General features: G+C 54.2%; 25 protein-coding genes and 1 tRNA gene. 9 read left to right on the forward strand and 17 right to left on the reverse strand.

What is annotated here, in order from left to right; all coding sequences use genetic code 11:
• Positions 1-100: 100 nt before the first annotated feature.
• Positions 101-1,069 (reverse strand): TAXI family TRAP transporter solute-binding subunit, encoded by a 969-nt coding sequence (locus ACR0B5_RS04140; protein ID WP_170373646.1) that lies wholly within the window; start codon positions 1,067-1,069, stop codon positions 101-103.
• Between the two features lie 1,178 nt (positions 1,070-2,247).
• Between ACR0B5_RS04140 and ACR0B5_RS04145 the strand changes: the two genes are divergently transcribed.
• On the forward strand, positions 2,248-2,961 hold the full coding sequence (locus tag ACR0B5_RS04145; protein WP_480538582.1) for a tyrosine-type recombinase/integrase: 714 nt from the start codon (positions 2,248-2,250) through the stop codon (positions 2,959-2,961).
• Between the two features lie 218 nt (positions 2,962-3,179).
• Here ACR0B5_RS04145 and ACR0B5_RS04150 read toward each other — a convergent pair whose 3' ends face one another.
• Positions 3,180-4,298, reverse strand: a complete 1,119-nt coding sequence (locus ACR0B5_RS04150; protein ID WP_480538584.1) for a phosphatase PAP2 family protein — start codon at positions 4,296-4,298, stop codon at positions 3,180-3,182.
• 41 nt (positions 4,299-4,339) lie between these two features.
• Positions 4,340-6,109 carry an adenylate/guanylate cyclase domain-containing protein gene (locus tag ACR0B5_RS04155; protein WP_480538586.1) on the reverse strand — a complete coding sequence of 590 codons (1,770 nt, stop codon included), beginning with the start codon at positions 6,107-6,109 and terminating at the stop codon, positions 4,340-4,342.
• 109 nt (positions 6,110-6,218) lie between these two features.
• Here ACR0B5_RS04155 and ACR0B5_RS04160 point away from each other — a divergent pair, with 109 nt between their 5' ends.
• A complete protein-coding gene (locus ACR0B5_RS04160; RefSeq protein ID WP_480538589.1) occupies positions 6,219-7,697 on the forward strand; it encodes a S8/S53 family peptidase in 1,479 nt (492 codons plus the stop codon).
• 416 nt (positions 7,698-8,113) lie between these two features.
• Here the strand turns inward: ACR0B5_RS04160 and ACR0B5_RS04165 are convergent, their stop codons facing one another.
• From ACR0B5_RS04165 to ACR0B5_RS04180, 4 genes are all read right to left on the reverse strand, one after another.
• Complete coding sequence (locus tag ACR0B5_RS04165; protein WP_480538740.1) at positions 8,114-8,335, reverse strand: cupin domain-containing protein; 222 nt, start codon at positions 8,333-8,335, stop codon at positions 8,114-8,116.
• A gap of 315 nt (positions 8,336-8,650) precedes the next feature.
• A complete protein-coding gene (locus ACR0B5_RS04170; protein WP_480538591.1) occupies positions 8,651-9,019 on the reverse strand; it encodes a thermonuclease family protein in 369 nt (122 codons plus the stop codon).
• 45 nt (positions 9,020-9,064) lie between these two features.
• Positions 9,065-9,607, reverse strand: coding sequence for a COG3904 family protein (locus ACR0B5_RS04175; RefSeq protein WP_480538593.1), 543 nt, complete (start codon positions 9,605-9,607; stop codon positions 9,065-9,067).
• 236 nt (positions 9,608-9,843) lie between these two features.
• Positions 9,844-11,124: a hypothetical protein gene (locus ACR0B5_RS04180; protein WP_480538595.1), complete on the reverse strand. Its 1,281-nt coding sequence runs from the start codon at positions 11,122-11,124 to the stop codon at positions 9,844-9,846.
• 392 nt (positions 11,125-11,516) lie between these two features.
• Here ACR0B5_RS04180 and ACR0B5_RS04185 point away from each other — a divergent pair, with 392 nt between their 5' ends.
• Complete coding sequence (locus ACR0B5_RS04185; RefSeq protein ID WP_480538597.1) at positions 11,517-12,137, forward strand: thermonuclease family protein; 621 nt, start codon at positions 11,517-11,519, stop codon at positions 12,135-12,137.
• 230 nt (positions 12,138-12,367) lie between these two features.
• A complete protein-coding gene (locus tag ACR0B5_RS04190) occupies positions 12,368-12,580 on the forward strand; it encodes a hypothetical protein (protein WP_480538599.1) in 213 nt (70 codons plus the stop codon).
• 85 nt (positions 12,581-12,665) lie between these two features.
• Here ACR0B5_RS04190 and ACR0B5_RS04195 read toward each other — a convergent pair whose 3' ends face one another.
• The 3 genes from ACR0B5_RS04195 to ACR0B5_RS04205 all read right to left on the reverse strand — a co-directional run bounded on the left by ACR0B5_RS04195 (position 12,666) and on the right by ACR0B5_RS04205 (position 13,984).
• Positions 12,666-13,202 carry a tyrosine-type recombinase/integrase gene (locus ACR0B5_RS04195; protein ID WP_480538742.1) on the reverse strand — a complete coding sequence of 179 codons (537 nt, stop codon included), beginning with the start codon at positions 13,200-13,202 and terminating at the stop codon, positions 12,666-12,668.
• A complete protein-coding gene (locus ACR0B5_RS04200) occupies positions 13,154-13,462 on the reverse strand; it encodes an Arm DNA-binding domain-containing protein (RefSeq protein ID WP_480538601.1) in 309 nt (102 codons plus the stop codon). The genes ACR0B5_RS04195 and ACR0B5_RS04200 overlap by 49 nt, the downstream gene beginning before the upstream one ends.
• Before the next feature lie 436 nt (positions 13,463-13,898).
• Positions 13,899-13,984 (reverse strand) — tRNA-Leu (locus tag ACR0B5_RS04205).
• Positions 13,985-14,129: 145 nt separating this feature from the next.
• Here ACR0B5_RS04205 and ACR0B5_RS04210 point away from each other — a divergent pair.
• Positions 14,130-14,708, forward strand: a complete 579-nt coding sequence (locus tag ACR0B5_RS04210) for a YqaA family protein (protein WP_475216113.1) — start codon at positions 14,130-14,132, stop codon at positions 14,706-14,708.
• Complete coding sequence (locus tag ACR0B5_RS04215) at positions 14,705-15,172, forward strand: disulfide bond formation protein B (protein ID WP_480538603.1); 468 nt, start codon at positions 14,705-14,707, stop codon at positions 15,170-15,172. Before ACR0B5_RS04210 ends, ACR0B5_RS04215 begins: the two co-directional genes overlap by 4 nt.
• On the opposite strand, the gene ACR0B5_RS04220 is transcribed toward ACR0B5_RS04215, so the two are convergent.
• A complete protein-coding gene (locus ACR0B5_RS04220; RefSeq protein WP_170458136.1) occupies positions 15,169-15,756 on the reverse strand; it encodes an HNH endonuclease in 588 nt (195 codons plus the stop codon). The two genes, ACR0B5_RS04215 and ACR0B5_RS04220, sit on opposite strands and share 4 nt — an antisense overlap.
• A 213-nt stretch (positions 15,757-15,969) precedes the next feature.
• Here ACR0B5_RS04220 and ACR0B5_RS04225 point away from each other — a divergent pair, with 213 nt between their 5' ends.
• Both ACR0B5_RS04225 and ACR0B5_RS04230 read left to right on the forward strand, forming a co-directional pair.
• Entirely contained in the window at positions 15,970-16,575 is a 606-nt protein-coding gene (locus tag ACR0B5_RS04225) for an rRNA large subunit pseudouridine synthase E (RefSeq protein WP_480538606.1), read from the forward strand.
• A gap of 32 nt (positions 16,576-16,607) precedes the next feature.
• Positions 16,608-17,033, forward strand: a complete 426-nt coding sequence (locus ACR0B5_RS04230) for a VOC family protein (RefSeq protein ID WP_480538608.1) — start codon at positions 16,608-16,610, stop codon at positions 17,031-17,033.
• Between the two features lie 5 nt (positions 17,034-17,038).
• Here ACR0B5_RS04230 and ACR0B5_RS04235 read toward each other — a convergent pair whose 3' ends face one another.
• From ACR0B5_RS04235 to ACR0B5_RS04250, 4 genes are read right to left on the reverse strand one after another with little or no spacing between them, the layout of a single operon-like run.
• Positions 17,039-17,341, reverse strand: coding sequence for a putative quinol monooxygenase (locus tag ACR0B5_RS04235; RefSeq protein WP_480538610.1), 303 nt, complete (start codon positions 17,339-17,341; stop codon positions 17,039-17,041).
• Positions 17,335-17,838 carry an N-acetyltransferase family protein gene (locus ACR0B5_RS04240; RefSeq protein ID WP_480538612.1) on the reverse strand — a complete coding sequence of 168 codons (504 nt, stop codon included), beginning with the start codon at positions 17,836-17,838 and terminating at the stop codon, positions 17,335-17,337. Before ACR0B5_RS04240 ends, ACR0B5_RS04235 begins: the two co-directional genes overlap by 7 nt.
• Positions 17,839-17,840: 2 nt before the next feature.
• Entirely contained in the window at positions 17,841-18,506 is a 666-nt protein-coding gene (locus ACR0B5_RS04245; RefSeq protein WP_475216125.1) for an alpha/beta hydrolase, read from the reverse strand.
• Positions 18,503-19,135, reverse strand: a complete 633-nt coding sequence (locus ACR0B5_RS04250; RefSeq protein ID WP_170641495.1) for a DNA-3-methyladenine glycosylase 2 family protein — start codon at positions 19,133-19,135, stop codon at positions 18,503-18,505. The genes ACR0B5_RS04245 and ACR0B5_RS04250 overlap by 4 nt, the downstream gene beginning before the upstream one ends.
• Before the next feature lie 97 nt (positions 19,136-19,232).
• Between ACR0B5_RS04250 and ACR0B5_RS04255 the strand changes: the two genes are divergently transcribed.
• Positions 19,233-20,459, forward strand: a complete 1,227-nt coding sequence (locus ACR0B5_RS04255) for an MFS transporter (protein ID WP_480538744.1) — start codon at positions 19,233-19,235, stop codon at positions 20,457-20,459.
• On the opposite strand, the gene ACR0B5_RS04260 is transcribed toward ACR0B5_RS04255, so the two are convergent.
• The gene (locus ACR0B5_RS04260; RefSeq protein WP_480538615.1) at positions 20,460-21,242 is read right to left on the reverse strand and encodes a squalene/phytoene synthase family protein; all 783 of its coding nucleotides are present in this window, start codon (positions 21,240-21,242) and stop codon (positions 20,460-20,462) included.
• Complete coding sequence (gene cimA / locus ACR0B5_RS04265; protein WP_480538617.1) at positions 21,239-22,873, reverse strand: citramalate synthase; 1,635 nt, start codon at positions 22,871-22,873, stop codon at positions 21,239-21,241. Before cimA ends, ACR0B5_RS04260 begins: the two co-directional genes overlap by 4 nt.
• Between the last annotated feature and the right edge of the window lie 47 nt (positions 22,874-22,920).

Genomic DNA, 22,920 nt, shown 5'->3' on the forward strand with positions numbered 1-22,920 from the left:
AAATGTCTCCCCGTCATGTGGCCTTTTTGGCCTTATTTTTGCCCGTTCAATCCGGGCTTGGGTTGCAGGGCGCCCTTGGGCACCCTGCTTCAGGTCTGGTTTACTGAACCCAGCCTTTTTCTTTGTAGTACTTTTCAGCACCCGGATGCAGCGGAGCCGAAAGACCGTCCGCGATCATCTCTTCAGGCTTCAGGTTTGCAAATGCAGGGTGCAGTTTTTTGAAGTCGTCGAAGTTCTCGAAGACCGAGCTGACAACTGCATATACAGCATCTTCCGACACATCTGCCGAAGTCACGAAGGTTGCGCCCACACCAAAGGTGGTGGTGTCACCGTCCGAGCCACGGTACATGCCACCCGGAATGGTCGCGGTACGGTAGTACGAGTTGCCGTCGATCAGGCCGTCAATCGCGTCGCCAGTGACGTTCACCAGAACGGAATCACATGCGGTGGTCGCTTCCTGGATCGAACCCGACGGGTGACCAACGGTGTAGATCATCGCGTCAATCTGGTTGTCGCACAGAGCTGCCGACTGCTCGGCCGCTTTCAGCTCGGATGCCAGTTCAAAGTCGTCCAGAGTCCAGCCCATGGCTTCCAGAACAACGTCCATAGTGCCGCGCTGACCGGAACCGGGGTTACCGATGTTAACGCGCTTGCCTTTGAGGTCTTCAAAGCTGGCGATGCCGGAGTCGGCACGGGCCACAACGGTGAAGGGCTCAGGGTGTACCGAGAATACAGCGCGCAGATTTTCGAAGGGGCCAGCCTCTTCGAATTTCGATGTGCCGTTATATGCGTGGTACTGCCAGTCGGACTGGGCCACACCAAACTCCAGCTCACCCTCGCGGATGGTGTTGATGTTGTAGACCGAGCCGCCGGTCGATTCGACCGAGCAACGTACGCCGTGCTCCTTGCGGCCTTTGTTGACCAGACGGCAGATCGCACCACCGGTGGGATAGTACACGCCGGTTACGCCACCTGTACCGATGGTGATGAACTCTTCCGCATAGGCGGCAGGTGCCATCATTGCAGCGGTCACAAACGCGCCGAGGCTAAGCTTGCTGCTGTTTTTCATTTAAGAACTCCCATTATTATGACTTGGGCGGGAAAAGGCTGACGCCTCCCTTTCGGGACCCGCATTGGGGATTGTGCCGATAGGTCAGATCAATCCGCATTGCAACAGGGCCAGCTGTATAGATTTTCCGATATCTCCCAACAGGTCCGAGGTTTCATTCAGATACGCTGAAAGTCAAGGCCAGCCCTTCAACAGAACGCTCCACGCATCAGATATGAGGTTGTTTTCAAATCTTTCCCCATCGCGCCGCAGTTTCTGAGCCATTGGACCCGCATCGCGGCAAAACGCATTTTTTTCAGAGGATCGCGGGTTAAATGCCCAATAAGTGTGCACATGCGTAGCAAGACATCACCTGAAAAAGAAAAAACAGAGAGCAGGTTCCCCTAACCCTCTGTTTTTACATTGGTACCCAAGGCCGGACTCGAACCGGCACGGTATCACTACCAGGGGATTTTGAATCCCAATCGTCGGGTAAACGACAAGTTTCTTGATTCTTAGAGGCTGTCTGTAACGCTATTGTTTTTTATAGGTTTTTCGCTCGGGAGCCCAGCGAGCCTTGATTCCACAGAAAGGATTATTTGCTACAATTGTAGTCATGATGTAGTCACGAAATGCCGAGAGAGACAAAATGAAGAAGGAATTTTGCAAGAAATAAACTGACCGGTCTGTTGCAGCACTTAAGCCCGCGACGCGGCCCTAACTGGTTTATGACACCGAAACAGGCCAGTTCGCGGTACGCGTGCTGCCGTCCGGCAAAAAGTCGTATGTTGTTTACATTCGTATGCCCGGCGCAAAGAATGCGTCCGTTAAAAAGATCGCTCAAGACGCCTCTCCCGAGGTGTGGAAACCACAAGCGGCACGGGAGCGTGCCCAGTAACTGCTAAACCAGATTGCCATGCGAGAAAATCCATTCAAAGATGGGAATACAGGCCTAACCTTTGAAGGGTCATATCTTGATTTTCTGAAGTGCAAGCTTGATAAAAAACGGGTCGAGCACTGCGACCTTGCAAAGCGGTCCCTGTGGCCTGAGTTGGCACGCCAACAGTTTAACGTCTAAAAAAGTTCGCAAAAGCCAACAAAGGTATTCTTCTCAATGAAGTCTCCGAGAAAGCGGTATTTGATTTCCTTGGCGCCTGGCATCGAAAGCTGAACATGGCGCAAGAAAGGCCCGTTCTGCCATGCGGCAACTGTTCAAGCACAATCGGGTTCAGCCGAACCCGGCTGATGCCTATCCTTCTTTTTCACCGCCCACTGAAGAAGTCGAGTTCATGGAAGAAGAAGCGCACTTCAACATGATTAACTACGCTGATCAACTAATTGAGAAGGAACCAATTAGAGGAACAGCACTGAAGTTTTTCGCCGCGACAGGCGTGAGGCCCTCAGAAGGCCTCAAGCTTGAGCGCCGAGATACAGGTGACAACAACTTCATCGACCGTCAACGCGACGAGATCGTCTTGCGGAACCACAAGACGCAGAGAGCGGTGAAAGCCCGCCGAGTCCCGCTATCAGAAAGTGTCTTGGCTTTTCTAGATGACATGGACGCCGCAGTAGCGGCTGCAACGTCCCACAAACTTCTGTTTCCAGATGTGAAGGTAGCTGGCAATGGCCCAAAGCACCTGTCGCTTAGGCAGACTAACGAAGCATTCAAGACTGGCTGGTACTCTGTGTGCGATGCGCTCAATCTACCGGAATACATGAAACGCGAAATTACCCAGAGACACTTCCGTCATACGTTTGGAACACGCGTCATCGACGAGGCGACTATGTCGCTCGAGATGCTCAAGAGCTACTTTGGTCATACCTCATTCTCTACAACTCAGAAGTACGTAGGTGCGGCGGAACAGATGAACAATCGTACAGCGGCAGCAATTGAAACATTTAGTTGGATCTAGCTAGGCGCGGGTTTTCGAAAAAAAACGGTATTCCATCAACGCTATGCCGGCGCAAACAAGATTTTGCCGACGGCCGCAAGTTAAACAAAATTGAAGCACAACTTCCTGTCAAACCTGCTGTGCTCCAATTGGCCAACAAACTTCGGGCAAGCTGGATAACGCTACTCGCTCTGAACCATTTCTTTAGAAAACACGTATGCTTGACCGATTTAGGATCGCTATTTAGGCCACTCATCCTGCGCTGCTTCAAGTAAAACTTTATACTCGGGCACTTTGTGAAGATGCCAAAAACCGAACGCAGCAAGGCGTCGCCCTGCTTCGCTGTCTGAAGGATAATGCACTCCCAGCACTTCCCTGTTCCGGGAAATTCGCCGTGCCATGTCCAACATTGGATCTCTAATAACCTTCTTTGCAGCGTCGTCTTTTTCGGAATACTCTGTCCTCATATTTTGCACGAACTTGAAACATGAAAGTACTAACGCAGCCATGTGCGCCTCAGTAGCATGAGCGCTCGGAAATGCAGCATGCCCAGGGTTTGGAATTGGCGGCATTAAGGCTGGTGCAAGCTGTGATGGCCTTGGTCTTTCTGCAACATTCTTGTAGTGCATAGCAAGAAACTGAGCCACACGCATCGCGCCGCCCAAGGCCAAAGTGGTATTTGGATGCGTTGTTCGGCTAAAAGGCAGTATTCCGCGAAAGAATACTCCAATCCCGTGACGCTGAGCTATCGCTTCATGTAAAGCACCCCCTCGATACTCAATTAGTGATACCAACTCAGTCAATTCATCTTTTAGTTTCCCAAAATTTCTTGCATCATAAGTGGTGTAGTCTTCATGATCCAAATCGGTCCATGGATCGAAATCATACTTCTCGTCAGGAAAGTTCACTTCCCAATCTAGGTTATCCCCTTTGGTTACCGATATCGGCCACTCTAGCCAACTGGATTCTGGTTTGCTCGGTGCCTTAGGAACATTCGTTCTTTTGGCTGTGAACCAAGCCAAAACTACTTCAGAATATTTTTCCGTCGACCAATGTGACTCAGTATATTCGCGACCGGTCACGAAATTGTATATTTCGTGCAATTGCGCGTAGTTCGTTGTTCCTCCATCATGTTTCCAAGCTTCAGGGTTGGTCGCAGGCCACAAGTCGCCCTGCCACCATTGCTTGTACTTGTCTAAATTCGGATCTACAGGTTCGCTGAAAGGAGAGATTCCAATCGGGCGAATTCCGTGACCCGGAGCAGCGCCTTTTCCAGAGCCCAATGCATCCAGCGCATCGAGTGCGTCCAGCGCGTCTAAGGCATCAAGGGCGTCAAGTCCGTCCGCTGTCCCAGTCATATTTATACCTCCTAAATTGAATTAATTTCTGTCATACCACCCTAAGCGGGAATACCTGCCATACCAAAGTGTTCAACGAGCTGATCTACTCGCCATTTTTCGCTAAAAATTGGTGGTCCATTTAAATAGCGAGAGAGCCGAAATTCTGGTTCTTTCATCATAAGCGTCTTTGCTGTTTTCTTTGCTGCTTCAATGTCACCTGATGCCGCTTTTGCAATCACTGCCACCTTTAACGTATTCGTATAAAATGGGTTTTCAGCCAAGCTACGGCGCGCCCAAACCGCAGATTTTTCGAACTGGCCATCGACGTACAGAGCCAAAGCTAAGAAAGAATAAAACTGAAACAACTGTTCGTCGAATGGAGACAAACGAAGAGCGGTATGAGCGGATTCAATAGCCTCGGTCGATTGGCCCAAAAAACAAAGGGTAACGGTTCTCAACGCGTGTACTATCGCACTATTCGGCCCAGCAGATATTGCTTGATCCAAATAGTGGATCGCGGTCTCATAATCCCTTTCGGTGTATGCAACGACATGGCCGTAGGTGGCGAGTGCCAATGCGTTCCGGCGGTTCAATCGCATGGCCTTTTGTGCCATCTCGAGAGCCAAGGCGTTGTCGTGTGCGGGATCATCCGACCAACCCTGACCAACCCTAATTGTATGCCAGCGCGCAATCCACGCATAGGGGTTTGCGAACTCCGGGTCTGAATGTATCGCCGCCTCTAAATTTGTTCGAGCAGTTTCAAAAACTGTCGGGTCGAAACTAGTAATTTTGCCTAAAGCGCGCAGCATGTTCTCGTATGCGGTGAAGTTGCTAGGCGGTTTTCTTAGTGCGCGTTCCAAGGTTACCCGCTTAACTTCCGGAGCGATAACTCCAACGAGTTTTTCTACAAACTTGTCTTGGACTTCGAACAAGTCTTCGATTTTGAAGACGGATTTGTCTGTTGAGAGCACTTCGCCGTTTGTTGCGTCGATTAACTTGGTTTCAGCTCTGAAAGCCACATGGGATTTTCTGATCGAACCTGAAACAATGTAGTCGACACCAAGTACCTCTCCAATCTCGCGTGGATCCAAATGCGAGTGCTGGCCTAACGCCTTGACGCTAGAGCTTGCGATCACCGTGAGTTCTTGGATCCCTCCTAGAGATACGATTATATCATCCGCCAGACCGCTTGAGAAAACAGCTTCTTCTTCGCTTGTATCAAACGGTAGAACCGCAATTGACGGAAATCGAGTTGCACGTTTGGACATAGCAAACAAGCGACCATCGATCTCCACATGATATGCATGAATATCCTGAGCAATGTTCTTAAGTCTTAGAGGGCCTGTGGGGTGGAGTAAGTGATCAAAGGCACCTGAAGTTTCCTTCTGGCATTGTTCGGAAAGGATGACACCACCCGCACGGGATTTGCTTTCAAGCCGGGCTGTGATGTTTACACAGTCCCCGGCTACATCATTGTCTGCATCCCGAATAACATCACCAAAGCCAAGTGCGATCCGAAGGGTTAAACTCTCACCATGACTTCGTGCACTTTTTTGCAAGTTAATTGCCCATTCTACTGCGCTACTTGCTTGCGGGAATGTCGCCAAAACACCGTCGCCAAGTGACTTTATACATTCGCCGCCATATTTTTGAATCAAAGGGATAATCAATTCTGTTCTGAGACGGTTCCACTTCTTGAACGTTGCTTCTTCATTGGTTCCCATTTGCTCTGAGAAGCCAACGACATCCAAGAACGCCACGGCACAGCGCTCGTATCGAAGTTCCGTCTGATTGGATGCAACAACTTCAAGTGGATTGCCGACCGCCATGACCCCTCACTGTTCAGCCGAGTTTTAATATCTCCAAAGGTACGAAGTTACATAGTTTTCGTGTACACTGAGGGCCTTATAGCACAATCGATTCCCGATTTCAGCCGACTTGAAAGGAATTAATGTGGAGAAACCTAAGTTTTATGTATTGAATTTTTCCGCAGAGAAGCTGGCAGCGGACCTCAAAGGAAGCTCGGGCGACAACATACGAGTTTTGTTCCCGAATGACGGAACCACGTTGCTGGACTACTTGACCGACGAGGCGAAAATCAATGTTTTGGCTGAATTCAAATCACTTGAAAATGTTGCTCGCGTTGCCGAAGAACCTGACGGTCTAGAAAGAATCCTTAGGTTTGCTGTGACTAAAAACCCCACTAGGTTCTATTCCTACGACCCAAATACTGGGTTCGAGGACTCCGGACGCCAAACTGGCGGAATTCTGCTTCAGCTCACAGAAAAACCAAAGCACATCGAAAAAAGTGTTTCACCAGCAGTCGATTTTCAGATCGACTTTGCAAGCGATGGCGCTCCGGCTCAGCAACACAGAGCTCCAGGTATCCATGGTGGAGCGACATTCCTTCGCAGAGCCGAAGCGCAAGGTTTAATGGGCTTTGACAACCAAAGTTTTAACAGAACGAACAAGGTTCATGTTTTTGTGCTTGATCAAGGTATGGACCCGAATTATGTGAACGCACTCGGTGGGCCCGGCACTTATGGTGGTTTAGTTTGGTTGAAGTATATACATATACCAGGACTTCCTACACCGACACCGCCGCCCCAGCTGGGAGAGTTGCCAAGAGAGCATAGGCATCGTTTTAAGAAGTGGCCAGCTTGGCACGCCCATATGATTGTTCGCAATATCCTTGCGATAGCTGGCGACAATCGAAATCTAAAACGAACTGAACAACCTATAAAGATTTATGATGTTCCAGTTATCCCAGATCGCGTGGGTAAAGTTTTGGATACGGCGCTTGGGATTGCTTGGCAAAATCTCGCGATTCATCTGGAGAAAGTGGCCATTGGACCAAATGACCGCGTCCTCGTGGTAAATGCTTGGGGTATTAAAAATCGGTTACGGGAAAGCCCACAGGGTGGTGTCAGTGAGAACGTGGGGCATGGACTAAATTGGACTATCCAGGAGTTCTTGAAATCAGAAAAAACAGCAGTGGTTTTTGCAGGCGGAAACAATGGCGCATTCACTCCGGACACTGAGGCCAGCCCGTATGATCGAGGCCCCGGTCGTAGTATTTGGTTCCCTAACTCCTTGGATGGGGTATTAAATGCAGGAGCTTGTGACTGTCTTGGAAAATGGATTGGATCTTCATCACAAGGGCCCGGTCAAGGACCAAAAGGAGCCGAACATCCGCTCTTTGTCACTCCTAGTTACTTCAGAGAAGACTTGGACGCACATATTGCGAATACAGGGAGTTCTGCAAGTTGTGGACTACTTGCGGGAGTCATTGCGCGAAGATGGCGCCAAAATAGTGCCCCGTTGCAAACAGGCAGTGCTATCAATGCAGCCAGAAAGTTCGGGCATGTAGGGCACAGTTCAAGACTGGGCAATGGCGTCACAACCGGCGGATTTTAAAAAAGCGAGGTTTGCCGGAGGAATACGTAAATGGACGATCCTGCTCGAACAAGGCAAGAGCCAAGAGCAGTAACTTCATCGCAGCCAGATCCATTCAACTATGTTGATCGGCATGTACCAACGGCCAAATGCTGCGCAAGCAATGATGCATCTGGCTCAAACCGATGGTTTCCTAACGCCAATGCTTCGCCTGCTTCGTGACCCTTATTTATCAACCTCAACTGATCTTTAAAGTACCGACCCAGTTTGAGCTCGATCAGAAAAAGAAGCAGAATCTTAGTAGGCAGAAGATACACTCGTTCAGAGCCTTGTTGCAGCGAAACAGCTTCTATTTTCTCATACCAGGTCGATCAAAATGTTCAGGTCAGGGTAATCATGCGGAACTGACGAAACACGAAATTATCGGATTTTGCCAGTCAGAACCCATTGGCTTTGTACCCCAATAAGACCTTCGTCACATCCTCGACAATGTGCCAGGTAAAACGGCTTCCATCCCTAACGAAAAGACTGTCTCCCTTTTCAAGCACACTGACCTGACCGCTCTGCATATCAATCAAACGACAGGTTCCGGATAAGATGGTCATCAATTCATCCCCTTGTTCCGTGCACTCAAACGAACCCTTTGTGCATTGCCAAATACCGGCACGGGTTGCATTCTAGGACCTCCAGCATCCACACGACCTGAAGCACGTGGGTGGCCTCGCTTGATTTGATAGTCACAAAGAGGGTTTTCGAAGGGCCAGTCATCTAGGTGCCCCACATCATCCTCGGGTTTGTATTCAAACATCTCTAAACCCAATCGTTCTCATGTCCTGCTCCGGATATCCAATGTAAGTTGTACTAGGTTGCGAACTTCGTCCTCGGTCAACAACGGTCGTGGTTGTCTGTGACAGTGGCGTTAAGGGCTTCGGCCATATGAGCGCTCCCCACGGCGCAATTGCACTTCACCGGCATTAGCCGGCCCGCTTTAGACGCGATTTTGCCGCCAAGGTCTTCAATTGCCTGTAGCGCCCACCCGAGTACCTCGCGCAATCCAGTGCATGTCCAGCCGCTATCACGGCCGCACCAATGTCTTCCCCGTCCGCATAACAAACACCGATCCGGCGATCATGCGTGCGCTCACTATTTAGTTTGCACTGTACGTCCTTGCCTCGAAAGAAATTCACCATCCAGCGTTTTGCGTCTTGACCAGAACGAATGCCAAGCTCGGGTGCATCCACGCCGTTCAAGCGCACGGGAGTACCATCGACAACAAACAATTGTGTCTGCTTCGCGTACTTGGAGACCGCCCCCAGTGGCAGTAGTAGCGAACAGCGCCGCATCAATGGTTAGCTTCTTGAACAAGGCAAAGTCCTCGGTGGCTGGTGTTAATCAACTATTTGGGTTGCTATGCGGGTATCCACGAGTTCTTCCTCGATAAGCGCATAGATTTCCTCGGGTGGAGTGTTCAGTGAGTACAACATGAGCGACGGGTCCACACCCATGTCGATCAGATGCTGCATCGTTTCTCCTTGCCCCTTCTGAATACCCTCTATTGCGAAGACGACAGGTACTAAGCGAGGCTGGTCGTAGTAGTGCTGATGCATACCCACAATGCCTCGAAGAGAGACGATGCGTTCCTCACCGCCTGCAAGAACGTAAGGACATGAGGATACGCACATCGAGCCAGCCAGAACGGCTGTAGAAAGTTCAGCACCCCTCACCTGCTTGCCAATGGACAGTGCCTCAGAAACCACTCCTCCCGGACTGTGTAGAGCCACAAGGTCGGGCTTCTCCTGCATGTCGGACAGGTACGAAGCGAAGCGGGCCGAGTCGTCCACCTCTATCTGGCCGCTAAGAAGAAGTATTCTCCCCATTCCTTCGACTTCCTGAACTGAAAAGTCCAATCGGTTTGGAAAAGCCTCTGGCACGGGTACGTCCAGAGGTCCGTCCTGCGGCACAAGTGACGGATCGCTACGATCAGTGCGATACTCTCGACGTTGATCGCCGGGGGATATCGGGCCAGTCGGAAGTTCAACACGCTCCTTGAACGGGCTGGGCATTACACCAAGTACGTCCGACGCTATCAGAACGCCCGCAATCGCGAGCTGAAGGATCAGTACGTAGCGCAGCCCAGAACGAGGATCGAGACGACTTAGTAAGTTCATCACGTTTCATCTTTTTGTGGAGTGGCGCGGTTGAGGATAGCTGCGTCGGCCACGCCCATTGTCGCCTCTACGTCCTTCATGGCATTCATTGCGGCTCTAAGGTCAGAAAGCGTCAGAGTATCCTCAATGCTCATGCCGTCCTTACCACTGCGGATTGCGGCTTGTGTGATAGCCAGCACAAACACCAACACGGCGGGCAACAAGTCGATGGCTATAGCTCCAGCCCAAGAAGGTACGAAGTTGTGGGCGTACTTGATCACCGCATCGGCGCTGGAAATCGGGTTATATGCCGTCTCGATGGGCGGCTCCATGTCCAACACCTCGTCAGCAGCGTTCTTGAGTGTCTTGCTGCGTTGGTCCAGCGCGTTCAAAACGGAGTTGATTGTGGACGATTGCGCGTCTCGTACGTCGGAACTGCGCCCATCAAGCTCTGGAAGTACGACCGAGGATGGCAGGTCCTCAGCAGCACGAGCAACAAGTGGTGCCACGCTGTACTGGTTGAGGCGCGAGATAACACCCGCCAGCTTCACGCTTTCCTCGGAAAACTGAACCGAACGGCGATCCACTGGACCGGGGGCTACAGTAAGCTCGCGCATCTTTGCGAGGATTTCGTTACCTTGTTGGAAGGCTTCCTCGATAGGTTCTTGCTGCGCCGCGATCTGCTCTTCAAGGTTTCGCAACTCCTCAGCTTTTTGTGTCAGCACACGAAACACTGCACCCCGACCGGCGGTTCCTGAGAGGTCTCCGGACTGCTCGAGTTCAGCCAGTTCTTCAAAACTCTGGCGGGCGCGTTCCACCTCGCGACCCAACGCTTGGCCACTGAGGGCTATGTCGTGGGCTTGCTCGAGAGCAGCTTGGTAGTCACGAACAGTGTTCTCCAAGTGTTGTTCGACTGCCGCCGAACCTGCGAGTGCGGCTGCGTTCAGCCAGCTAGACATGGCGATAATGGCGACAGAGCCAACAATCGTGGAGATTGTCAAACCAATGAAGCCACTAGCCGTACGCATTGAAGGCAGCAGACGGAGCATGTAGCTCCAAAAGACGAAGATGCCGACGGAGACCGCGATTGAGTACGCAACGGCTGCGAAGAAAGAAACCGCACCGTTATCCTCGAGCAATGAGGACACGCCGAGATAGGTGTAGATGCCAGACGCAATAGCTAGGACCCCCAAGGCTGCGGGGGTAAACGTGTCCAACCACGCGAGATGACCTTCTAGTTCCTTTGCGGTCCGAAATCCCTTTGCTTCCTCAGCCGTCAAGCGATCCTTGTTCTCAGTCATACTTCAACATGCTCCACACTCATCACGCGATAGTTCGTCACTTAATCATTTATTAAGACTTTTCACCCTGGGTGGCACATCTGGACGTTGCGAATGGATTGCTTGCGCAAAGCTGCCATTCCTATGTGAGTTTTCGCCAACTTGCACCACCAGCTCTAGAAGACGGGGAAAATATCAACCAACTGAAATTCCAGTTGCTATTCTGGGAGCGGCAATGAGTATAGATCAGAAGCCTCGTTGTCACACGCGTGAATTCGCTCAGCGGGGTAAATCCGTCACATCTCCCTGAGTGAATATGAGGTGCCCCTAGCATATCAACCCGAACGTGTGCTTGGTTCGATCTCGATCCAGTGCAAAAAATTTGATTGACCTAACTCTTGGAGACCTAGCGTATGGAAATCTTGATAGTTTTGGGTTTGGTTTTGGCTGTTGCTGTGTATTTGGCAATGCGCAGTAACAGGCCAGGCGATACAACTACTCCGCCGAGTCTGTCAGGTATGCATGAGAAACCTAGATTGACTACGAACCAACGGCAGCGCACATCGCAGTCAGAGCGTTTTGATCCAGACCATACGGTACCGAAACCCGACGTCACGATACTAGCGGGTTCAGCGTACGTTGTAGATGGCGATACACTAGTCATTAAAAAAACACAGGTTCGTCTGTTTGGCGTCGATGCTCCCGAGATGAACCATCCATATGGTAAGAAGGCGAAATGGGCGCTCGTTTCGCTTTGCAAGGGTCAAAAAATTAGGGCCGAAGTGACCGAGCAAGACACCCACGGACGGACTGTTGCAAAGTGCTACCTTGAGGATGGCCGTGATCTATCCGCTGAAATGGTCAAACTTGGTTTGGCGATAGACTGGCCAAAATTCTCCGGTGGACAGTACCGGTCTATGGAAATGCCCGACGCTCGAAAAAAGCTGTGGCTGGCAAATGCGCGGCAAAACGGACATATGGGGCTGTGGAAGCAATATGACGCGAAGCAGACCGCTCGGAAAATGAGCAACTGACTGATTTCAGAAACCACCGCCAATCCGGACTATCGTACATAATTTGAGCCGATAAAGATGTGCTTCGGCCCGGTGCAGAACATCATCAGGTTTTGCATTCGGGCAGATACGCTACCAGAACGAACGAGAGGAAGTCAGTGGCGTCAATGGAAAATCAGTTGGCGCTCTGTGATCCCGTGAAACATCAATCAACTGACCTAGTTTAGAAATAACTGGCCAGAGGTTGCGAAATGTTCAACGACGATGTCCTTGCAAAGTGCCCGGAATGCGGCTCTTCCGATAGCACAATTTCGAATGAAGATATCACTTGCAGTGCATGTGGTTTTAGCGAGTTGCTTGTGCTTGATGATCAGGCACTTGAAGGAATGCAAAACGACATGGCAAATGCATTGAATATGGCAAAAGCGCGAGACGTTTTGCAGCGATGGAGTTTCGCGGGTTAATCGTTTTCATCCAATAGCCGGTGCGGTGTCTGATGAACTCAACCGCATCCAGCCACCCATTTCCATTCGGTCGAGCACTTTTGACCTATACGGCACCCAATGATGGAGATATTGCAAAGCAACGCGAGTTCCTGGGACGGACGAACGTGTACGCCAAGACCAGAAGTGCAATTCTGAAGACGGGGTTGTTGGAATAGCCTTGAATAGAACGCATCAGGCCCCCAACGTCCTGCTTGTCGATCAGACCAGCGTGATGGCGTCGCCTAGGCGGCACTATTGCCCCCTTTAAGTCTCTAGCTTGATCCCTATCCGCTCGTCCGGTTGCGACTGCGTAACGGAATATCTGCCCAACTAGTGTGCGTAACCTAGAAGCGGTTTCGAAGTGTCCATTTGCTTCTTCTAGTCGGAGCATCGGGAGCAAATCTAAGGGCCGTAGGTCGCGGACTGGCGTTTCGCCAATTCCCGGCATCGTTTCTGAATCATAATTTCCATCTTTTTTGATAGTCTTAGGAGCCGCCCCTTGGAGGACTCTACGCTCTCGGTACTCAGAAGCGACCTCACGCCAGGTTTCCCCTAAAACAGGACGACCGGTCGACGCTGCCTTCTTTTTCGGACGGGGAATGGATCATTGCCTTGCTTTAATACAGCTTTTGCACGATCTCGTATCATGCGCGCCTGATTTAGACTTACCGTAGGATGAACACCAAGGACCTTAGAGTGCGGTCTTCCACTATGCCGGTATGCAAGCTTCCACGTCTTCACTCCATTGGGCGCCACTTCAATAAACAGGGCTCCAGAGTCCGACTTACGGTACCGCTTACCGGTGGGAAGCATTAAGCTAAAAGTCACGTCAGAAAGTGCCATTTGTTGCTCTTCCTCCATCCAGAACAAAAAGCTCTCGGTTTAAGCAACAAAAGAACAGCAATTACGCCGAATGTTTCTTCCCCGAGAAGAATCGAGGAATCAATAACTACACATCTATTTGATTTACCAAGAAATATTTTTCGTGAATTGGGAGTGGTGCCCGGGGGCGGAATCGAACCACCGACACGAGGATTTTCAATCCTATTTTGCAGTATGGTGCCTGGATGGGATGGGATACATCTTGTGCTTCCTGATATACCATCCAGCTACAAATAACAGAAAAAACTGTGTTGCTCCGACATTTCGAACAGATCCACAATCATTACATATGATAATAGAATCTGGGATAGACAGAGTACAATGTAGTCATACCGTAGTCACAAAGAGACAAAGACGACGAGAAAACAGTAGAATTTAAGGATGTTGAAACTGAATTTATCAATAATAATCAATGTGGTGCCCAAGGAGAGACTCGAACTCTCACGCCCGTGAAGGCGGGGGATTTTGAATCCCCTGCGTCTACCATTCCGCCACTTGGGCCACGGACATTGGATTAGCGCCCCTGACTGGGAAGGTCCAGAGGCAAAAACACACTGCCCCGTTGATTGTTGGCCGCGCGGCAGTTGACCCTTCCGCACGCCCGTGGTTTGCCTGTCACGACCTGAGACGCGACTGTGAGAGTGTGATGCTGCGATCCCTGTATGACTGGACCATTCGGCTGGCCGAGCACCCTCATGCCCTATGGGCGCTTGCCGTCGTGGCCTTTATCGAAAGCTCGTTCTTTCCGATTCCACCCGATGTCCTGATGATCCCGATGATTCTGGCGCGCCCTTCGAGGGCGTGGTTGATTGCAGGCGTGGCCTTGGTGGCCTCGGTCCTGGGCGGCATGCTGGGCTATGCGATTGGCGCCTTTGCCTATGAAAGCATCGGACAACCCATTCTCGAGTCAATGGGCAAGGCCGACGCGATGGAAGAGTTCAACACCCGCTTCAACGATTTCGGCTTCTGGGCCGTGCTGGCGGCCGGTGTGACCCCCTTCCCCTACAAGGTGATCACCATCATGTCCGGCTGGACCGGCATGCCGCTGGGTACCTTCATTGCGACCTCGATTCTGGCGCGTGCGTTGCGGTTCTTCCTTGTGGCAGGCCTGCTGTGGAAGTTCGGAGAGCCAATCCGGGATTTCATCGAAAAGCGCCTCGGGCTTATGTTCACCTTGTTCATCATCCTGCTGTTTGGTGGGTTTCTGGCGGTTAAATATCTATGACAAAACGATCAACTTACGTGATCCTGGCAGCCGGAGGGTCTGCGGCCCTGTTGTTGGGCGCATGGGGATTTCAGCATATTGGCGGTCTCGCCCCCTGCAAAATGTGCATCTGGCAACGCTATCCGCACGCCGTGGCTGTTGTGATCGGTGCTCTGGCCTTGGCATTGCCGAAACTCAACCCGCTGCCACTGATCGGAGCCTTGGCCGCGATGATCACGGCCGGAATTGGCTTCTTCCACGCGGGTGTCGAGCAAGGATGGTGGGAAGGCCCCTCAACCTGCACCTCGGGTGATATCGGAGGGTTGTCGGCAGAAGAACTTATGAACCAGATCATGGCCGCCCCGCTGGTGCGATGCGATGAGATTCCGTGGGAAATGTTTGGCCTGTCCATGGCCGGTTGGAACGCAGCCATTTCTGCGGTTCTGGTTCTGCTCTGGCTGGCCGCGTGGCGGGCGAAGGCTTAAGCCTCGTCCAGTTCCGCGTCCCAATAGAGGAAGTCGATCCAGCTGTCATGCAGGTGGTTCGGCGGGAATTTCCGTCCGATATTGCGCAAGGCTTCTGCATCGGGCTGACGCGGCGGTTTGCGCAGGTTCATTCCTGCCTGACGTAGCGATTTGGAGCCTTTGCGCAGATTGCATGGGCTGCATGCGGCAACCACGTTCTGCCAACTCGTTACCCCTCCGGCGGCGCGCGGGACCACGTGGTCAAAGGTCAGGTTGTCCCGGCTTCCGCAATACTGGCAGCGGAATTCATCCCTCAGAAATAAATTGAAGCGCGTGAAGGCCACGCGCTTTCTGGGTTTTACATAGTCTTTGAGGACAACCACCGACGGTATTCGGATCTCGGTACTCGGGCTGCGGACCACTTCATCATATTCAGCCACGATGTCGACCCTGTCCAACCAGGCCGCCTTGACCGCCTCCTGCCACGGCCACAGAGACAAGGGATAGTAGGACAAAGGGCGGTAATCGGCATTCAAAACCAAGGCCGGATGCTGTTTGAGCATACCCGGTTCTCTTACAAAATCGGTCCTGAAGTCTCCGTCCATCACAGAATCGCTCCTCGCTCTCAGCTGCCCGTTTGTCACACCAGAGCGGAGAGCACCCGCTCCGGCCTTAAGATAACTATATATCGTGTTAAAACTCTGACAAGCCCTGAGTTTCCACAATATGTCGCAGACTGGGTAAGCCGAATCCGTAACAGACAGATGACAGTTATCCACAGGTTGCACACAGCGTGTTTTGCAGGCTATGGCGGAGGTATGAGCTGGTTCATTCGATTCAACAAACCCTTTGACGTGCTGCCGCAGTTCACCGACCGCGCAAACGCCGAGTCGCCGCGTAGCACCCTGTCGGATTTCATCGACCTACCCGGCGTCTATCCCGCCGGTCGGCTGGACCGTGACAGCGAAGGGCTGATTCTGTTGACCGACAACGGCAAGCTGCAGGCGCAGATATCAGACCCGAAACACAAGATGGCCAAAACCTATTGGGTGCAAGTCGAGGGCGAGCCAGATATGGCGGCCCTCCAGGCCCTGCGCGATGGGGTCGAGTTGAAGGACGGCCTGACCCGCCCCGCCAAAGTACGCCAGATTGATGAGCCCGCAGACCTCTGGCCCCGTACGCCTCCGATCCGCGAACGCAAGACCGTGCCGGACAGTTGGATCGAGCTGACGATTCGCGAGGGCAAAAACCGACAGGTGCGCCGGATGACAGCGGCCGTTGGCCTGCCGACCCTGCGCCTGATCCGCTGTCGCATCGGAGACTGGACGCTTGAAGGGCTCAAGACGGGTCAGTGGGACAGCCTGCCGATGCCGCAGATACAGGCCACGGCTCAGCGCAAACGGGATCGACGCCCCCGACGGTGACAGACCACACGCGCCGGGCTAAACTGAACCGCATGAAGGTGACACCCGAGATACCGGCCCCCTCTGCCATCTTGGAAGCGGCGCTTTATGTCGATGATCTGGACGCCGCCGAGCGGTTCTACGGTGAGGTTCTGGGGCTGGAAAAGATACAGCGCATTGAGGACCGCCACGTGTTTTATCGGGTCGGAGCCTCTGTTCTGCTGATATTCAATCCTGAAAAGACCCAGCAGCCGCCGCTGAACCCGGAGCTGCCTGTCCCTACGCACGGCGCGCTTGGGCCGGGGCATGTGTGCTTGGTCCTGACGCGGGATGAGATGGCTGCAATGCGAAAGCATCTGCTGGATTGGAACATCCCCCTGGATGCTGAGTTCGATTGGCCAAACGGCGCGCGGTCCCTTTACGTGCGCGATCCTTCTGGCAACTCAGTCGAATTTGCCGAAGGGCACCTTTGGGTCTGAAACCGTCAGCGCAAGGGCTGCTTTTCTCCACCCACAACGCGATATATCTCGCTTGAGATCACACCGACTTCAGCCAATATGGCTTGGAACGCCGCCATATGCGGGGCCGCGAAATGCGCCTCCAACGACGCCTGATCCTGCCATTCTTCATAAACCCGGAAGAGGTTTGAATGGCCCAGTACCTGACTGAACTCATAGATCAGGCAGCCCGGCTCTTTCACTGTTTCTGCGACCATCACCTTTGCAGCCTCAGCTGCCTTGTCCACATGATCGGCCGAGACTTCGACGGTTCCAGTGACAATCAACATGCGCTGCCCTTTCCAAGATCAAAGCGTTTCGAAATTCGATTGACCGGCGTGCCATCCCGCAATGGGCGGCCATAGTCCACAGAATAGTCTACGAACCCCATTTTTTCGTAGTAGCCAAGGCCCGGCGAATTGTCCGCACGTATGGTAGCGTTGATCGCCTTGAACCCCACGGCCGCCGCAGTTTTCGAGGTTTCTTGAAACAACGCACGCCCTGCGCCGCGCAACGGAGGATCGCGCCGGGTAAAGGTGGCAATATCCGCGCAATCTTCGGGCAAGGCATCGTGAGTTCCCAACCACTGAAACCCGGCCACCGCGCCTTGGTCGTCCAATGCGACGTGGCAGCAAATCTTATCGGCCCCGGTTAGATAGCTCTGTGAAAACAACGCCTCTGAAAAGGGAATTTCATGCGCGGTCGTCCCGCCTGCGGCGATGATATCGTTGAGGATGCGGCAGGCGTCGGCCACATCCTCGGGCATCATGGGGCGAACCGCGATCATGCCTACAGGCTCAGCTTGTCGCGCATGAAGGCCAGCGCCACGCTCAGGCCGTCCGGCGCGATGCCGTGGCCGGTGCCTTTCATGACATGGGCGTAGATCTCTTTGAAATCCGCCGCTTGCAGGGCCTCGGCCGCCTCGGGCAGCGATTGCGGAGGCACCACGTCATCGGCATCCCCATGGACCAACAGGATGGGCATCCGGCTGACGGTTTCATCCGGCAACAAATCAGGTTCCAGCAAACGGCCCGAGAACGCGACGATCCCCGCTACCGGGTCCTCACGGCGCGGCGCGACATGCAGGCTCATCATCGTGCCCTGGCTGAATCCGAACAATACAACCTGCTCGGGAAGCACGTCTTCGTCCACCATCAGCGCGTCGAGGAAGGCGTTGAAGTCGTCGCTCGCCATCTCCATGCCGCGTCGGGATTCCTCTTCGGATGAGCCGTCGATCCACGGGATCGGGAACCACTGAAACCCATTTGGCATTCCGGGGATTTGTTCCGGCGCATCGGGGGCTACGAACAGCGTGTCGGGCAAATGCTCGCCCAATGGGTCGGCAAGGCCCAACAGATCGGCCCCGTTCGCCCCGTAGCCGTGTACGAACACCACGACCGAGCGTGTGTCGCCCGAAACCGGCTCTTTCCTGAGCGCGTTCAAAACCCGTGTCATCTGATCCCTTCTCTTTGCTTGGCCACCCGGTAATAGGCCCACAAAACCCGCGCCGCAACCGACCGCCAAGGCGACCATGCCTCGGCCATCTGCCGCAGCTCTTTGTCCGTTGGACGTTTGGGTAAGACGTAGAGAACCCGCGCCGCCTCTTGCAGGGCCAGATCACCCGGAGCAATCACATCGGCGCGGCCCAGCGAGAACATGGCGTAAATCTCGGCTGTCCAGACACCGATGCCGGACACCTCGGTCAGGGTCGAGATGACCTCTGCATCAGGCGCGTCGCGTAACGCCTTGTAATCAATACGGGCTTCGGCCAGAGCACGCGCATAGCGGATCTTCTGTCGGCTTAGCCCGACGGCCCGCAAATCCTCATCTGTCGCCCACATGATCTTGCGCGGGCCGGTCAATTTCGCGTCCTGCATCCGTTTCCAGATCGCATTGGCCGAGGCCACGCTGACCTGCTGACTGACGATTGCGCTCAACAACTGCGCAAAACCATCCGGTTTACGACGCAGAGGCAGCGGCCCCGTCTGTTCCATCGCATAGGCCATACGTGGACAAGATTGGGCCAGCCACTCGGCCCCTTCGGACACACAGGCGTTGGTTTCGATGATGCGTCCGACGGACATGTACGCTCCGGTGTTCTTTGTCACTTGCACGTTAGGGCGCTTTGCCGCGTATGCAACCCGCTTGTGCAAGCCGCAGATCGCCGATACGCATGGCGTCATGACTGTGATTTCAGAGACTCCGAACGACTATCAAGCCAAGCGCAACGTTGCAGTCCTTGTGGCAGCGCAAGCTGTTCTGGGCGCGCAGATGCCAATGATGTTCATTGTCGGAGGGCTGGCCGGGCAATCGCTGGCCACAAACGCCTGCCTTGCGACGCTGCCCATATCGCTGATCGTTCTTGGATCGATGCTGGCGGCCACGCCTATCTCTGCGATCATGCAACGCTGGGGCCGTCGCGCCGGGTTTCTGGTCGGAACAACCGCCGGTGCGCTTGGCGGTTTGATCGGAGCATATGGTCTGTATCTGGGCTCTTTCCCGGTTTTCCTGATCGGCAGCCTGTTGACCGGAATCTACATGAGCGCGCACGGGTTCTACCGTTTTGCGGCGGCTGACACAGCATCGGACGCGTTCCGGCCCAAAGCGATTTCCTATGTGATGGCGGGCGGGTTGGCGGCTGCCATTATTGGCCCGCAGATCGTCAAGCTGACCTCAACGGCCTATGTCATTCCGTTCCTGGGCACCTATCTGGCTGTGATCGGCATCAATGTCATCGGCTCGGCACTGTTCTTCTTTCTGGACATCCCCACACCTCCGCGCACGAGCGAAGACAGCCCCAAAGGCCGGTCGCGTATCGAGATGTTGAAGACACCTCGGATCGCCGTCGCCATCATTTGCGCCATGGTGTCCTACGCGCTGATGAACCTCGTGATGACCTCGACCCCTCTGGCTGTGGTCGGGTGCGGATACACGGCCAATGATGCCGCAGATGTAGTGACCGGCCACGTACTGGCCATGTACATCCCCAGCTTTTTCACCGGCCACCTGATCGCCCGTTTCGGCGTTGAAAAGATCGTAGCGCTCGGCCTTGCCATTCTCGGCGCCGCAGGCGTTGTCGCCCTTCAAGGGGTGGAGCTTGGCAACTTTTTCGTCGCTCTGATCCTGCTTGGGATCGGCTGGAACTTCGGCTTCATTGGCGCGACTTCGATGCTGGCCGATTCTCATGACGTTAGCGAGCGTGGCCGGATGCAGGGCATGAACGACCTTCTGGTGTTTGGCGGCGTGACCTTTGCCTCACTGGCCTCGGGCGGGTTGATGAACTGTTCGGGTGGATCCCCGGTCGAGGGATGGACGGCTGTGAACCTTGCCATGGTTCCCCTGCTCACATTGGCCGGAGGCGCACTTTTGTGGCTGGTCATGCGCCCGGCCGAGCCGGACACCGCCTGATCACCAGCGGCTCGTGCTAGCCGTCCACATCAGAGATAACCTGCGCCCGATTTCCCCCTGCGCAAGATCCTCGCGCGCGACTCGCGCGGGATTGGCCAGAACCTTCCGCAAAACCCACTCGGCCTGCCATCCGGCATATAGAGCCGGGCGAGCGGCGCTGGATACCTCAGATCGCCTGCTGCGCGCCGATTTCAACCGCCTCAGCGCAGTGTCCGCCAACGCGCGTACTCCGTCTTCAGTGCCGTCAAGCAAGGGAATCCGCCCTCGGGTCTCCAGTTCCGGAATGGCCCGAAACCAGTTTGCGACGCCGACTGCGTAGCCGAAATCGCGTAAAACGCCCTCATCCGCAGCCCCGAGGGATTGGGCCGCGACCAGCAATAGCGTGCCCGCGCTTTGGTCGATGTAATTCTCGAAATGCGCGGTATCTTCAAACGGATCTCGATAGATATCCCACCGCCTGACATCCACATATTCATCCAGCAAACCGGCCAGATGTGGCGACAACACCCTGGACAGAGGGGTCACCACCTCATGCCGCCGCACCTGTTGCCCTTCGGAAATCTCCTGCAGCGCATCGCGCCACCATTGCAGGCGCATTTCGGCAATCATCGTCTCTTGCGTAACCCACGGTGCGCGCGCGATTTCGGCATTCAGCGCATAGATCGGAAACAGAACGGCCCGCGCTTCGACGGGGGACGCCATGGTGGCAAGAAACCGGTCCGGATCGGCCTTTTGTACAAGGGCCGCGCAAGCCTTTACGTCGTCGTCAAAGACGGCAGTCACTCGGCCGCCGCTTTCCGATGCCCACTATCGCGGACTAGTTTCCACTGGATCGCCTCCAGCAGCGCCTCGAACGAGGCGTCAACTATGTTGGCACTTACACCTACGGTCGACCAATGCCGCCCCTGCCCGTCTTCGCTGTCGATGATGACGCGCGTGACTGCCTCGGTCCCGCCTTGGGTGATCCGCACCTTGAAATCGACCAGACGCATATCCGACAGCACCTGCGAATACTGCCCCAGGTCCTTTGCCAGCGCCTTGGAGAGCGCGTTCACCGGCCCTCGGTCGCTGCCTTGATCATCCACCGATTCACTGACCGAGAGCTTCTTTTCACCGTCCACTTTCACCACAACCACGGCCTCGGACAGGCTGACCATTTTGTTGTATTTGTTCTTGCGGCGTTCAACGGTGACCTTGTAGCGCTTGACCTCAAAGAACTCGGGCATCTGCCCCAGCTCATCACGCGCCAGCAGTTCGAAACTCGCCTGAGCGGTATCGTAGGAATACCCCTCAGCCTCGCGCTGTTTGATCCGATCGAGAATACGGCCAAGGGCGGGATCGCCCTTTTCAACCATCAGGCCAGCGTCGTTCAGCCGTTTGCGCAGGTTCGATTGCCCGGCCTGGTTCGACATCGGAATGATCCGCGTGTTCCCTACCGTCGCCGGGTCGATATGTTCGTAGGTCGATGGGTCCTTGAGAATCGCACTCGCATGAAGCCCCGCCTTGTGCGCAAAAGCCGAGGCCCCTACGTAAGCCGCTTGCTTGCTCGGCACCCGGTTCAGGATATCGTCCAACATCCTGCTCACCCGCGTCAAACCGGCCAGCGCGTTCGGGTTCACACCGATCTCGAACCCCGAGGCATAGGGTTCCTTCAACAGCAATGTCGGGATCAGAGCGGTCAGGTTGGCATTGCCACATCGCTCTCCCAAACCGTTCAGAGTGCCCTGAATCTGGCGCGCGCCCGCATCGACAGCCGCCAGTGAACACGCCACCGCGTTTTCTGTGTCGTTGTGAGTGTGAATACCCAGTCGATCCCCTGGCAGGCCTGCGGCGACCAACTCGGACACAATGCGCCCGACCTCGGATGGCAAAGCACCACCATTCGTATCACACAACACTACCCAACGCGCTCCCGCGTCCAAAGCGGCCCGGCAGACCTCGGTCGCATAGGCCGGGTTGTCCTTGTAGCCGTCAAAGAAATGCTCGGCATCGAACAGCGCCTCACGCCCCTGCGCCACAAGATGCGCGACAGAGGCGCGGACGTTCTCGAGATTCTCCTCCAGCGAAATGCCAAGCGCGTGGGTCACGTGGTAGTCATGAGACTTACCCACCAAACAGACAGCCTGCGTCCCGGCATTCATAACGGCGGCCAGCACATCGTCATTCTCGGCTGACCGCCCAGAGCGTTTGGTCATCCCAAAGGCCGTCAACCGGGCAGAGGTCTTCGGAGCGACCTCGAAAAACGCGCTGTCCGTGGGGTTCGCACCGGGCCAACCACCTTCGATATAGTCCACCCCCAGCGTGTCCAAAGCTTGCGCGATCTGAGCTTTCTCCGCCGTCGAGAACTGCACACCCTGCGTCTGCTGCCCGTCACGCAGGGTCGTGTCATAGAGATAGAGGCGTTCCTTGGTCATGGCTTGCTCCCGCTGGCCCAGAGTAGTCGATCTTTCCACGTGGCGCG

This window comes from Ruegeria sp. AG1 (genome assembly GCF_056541705.1).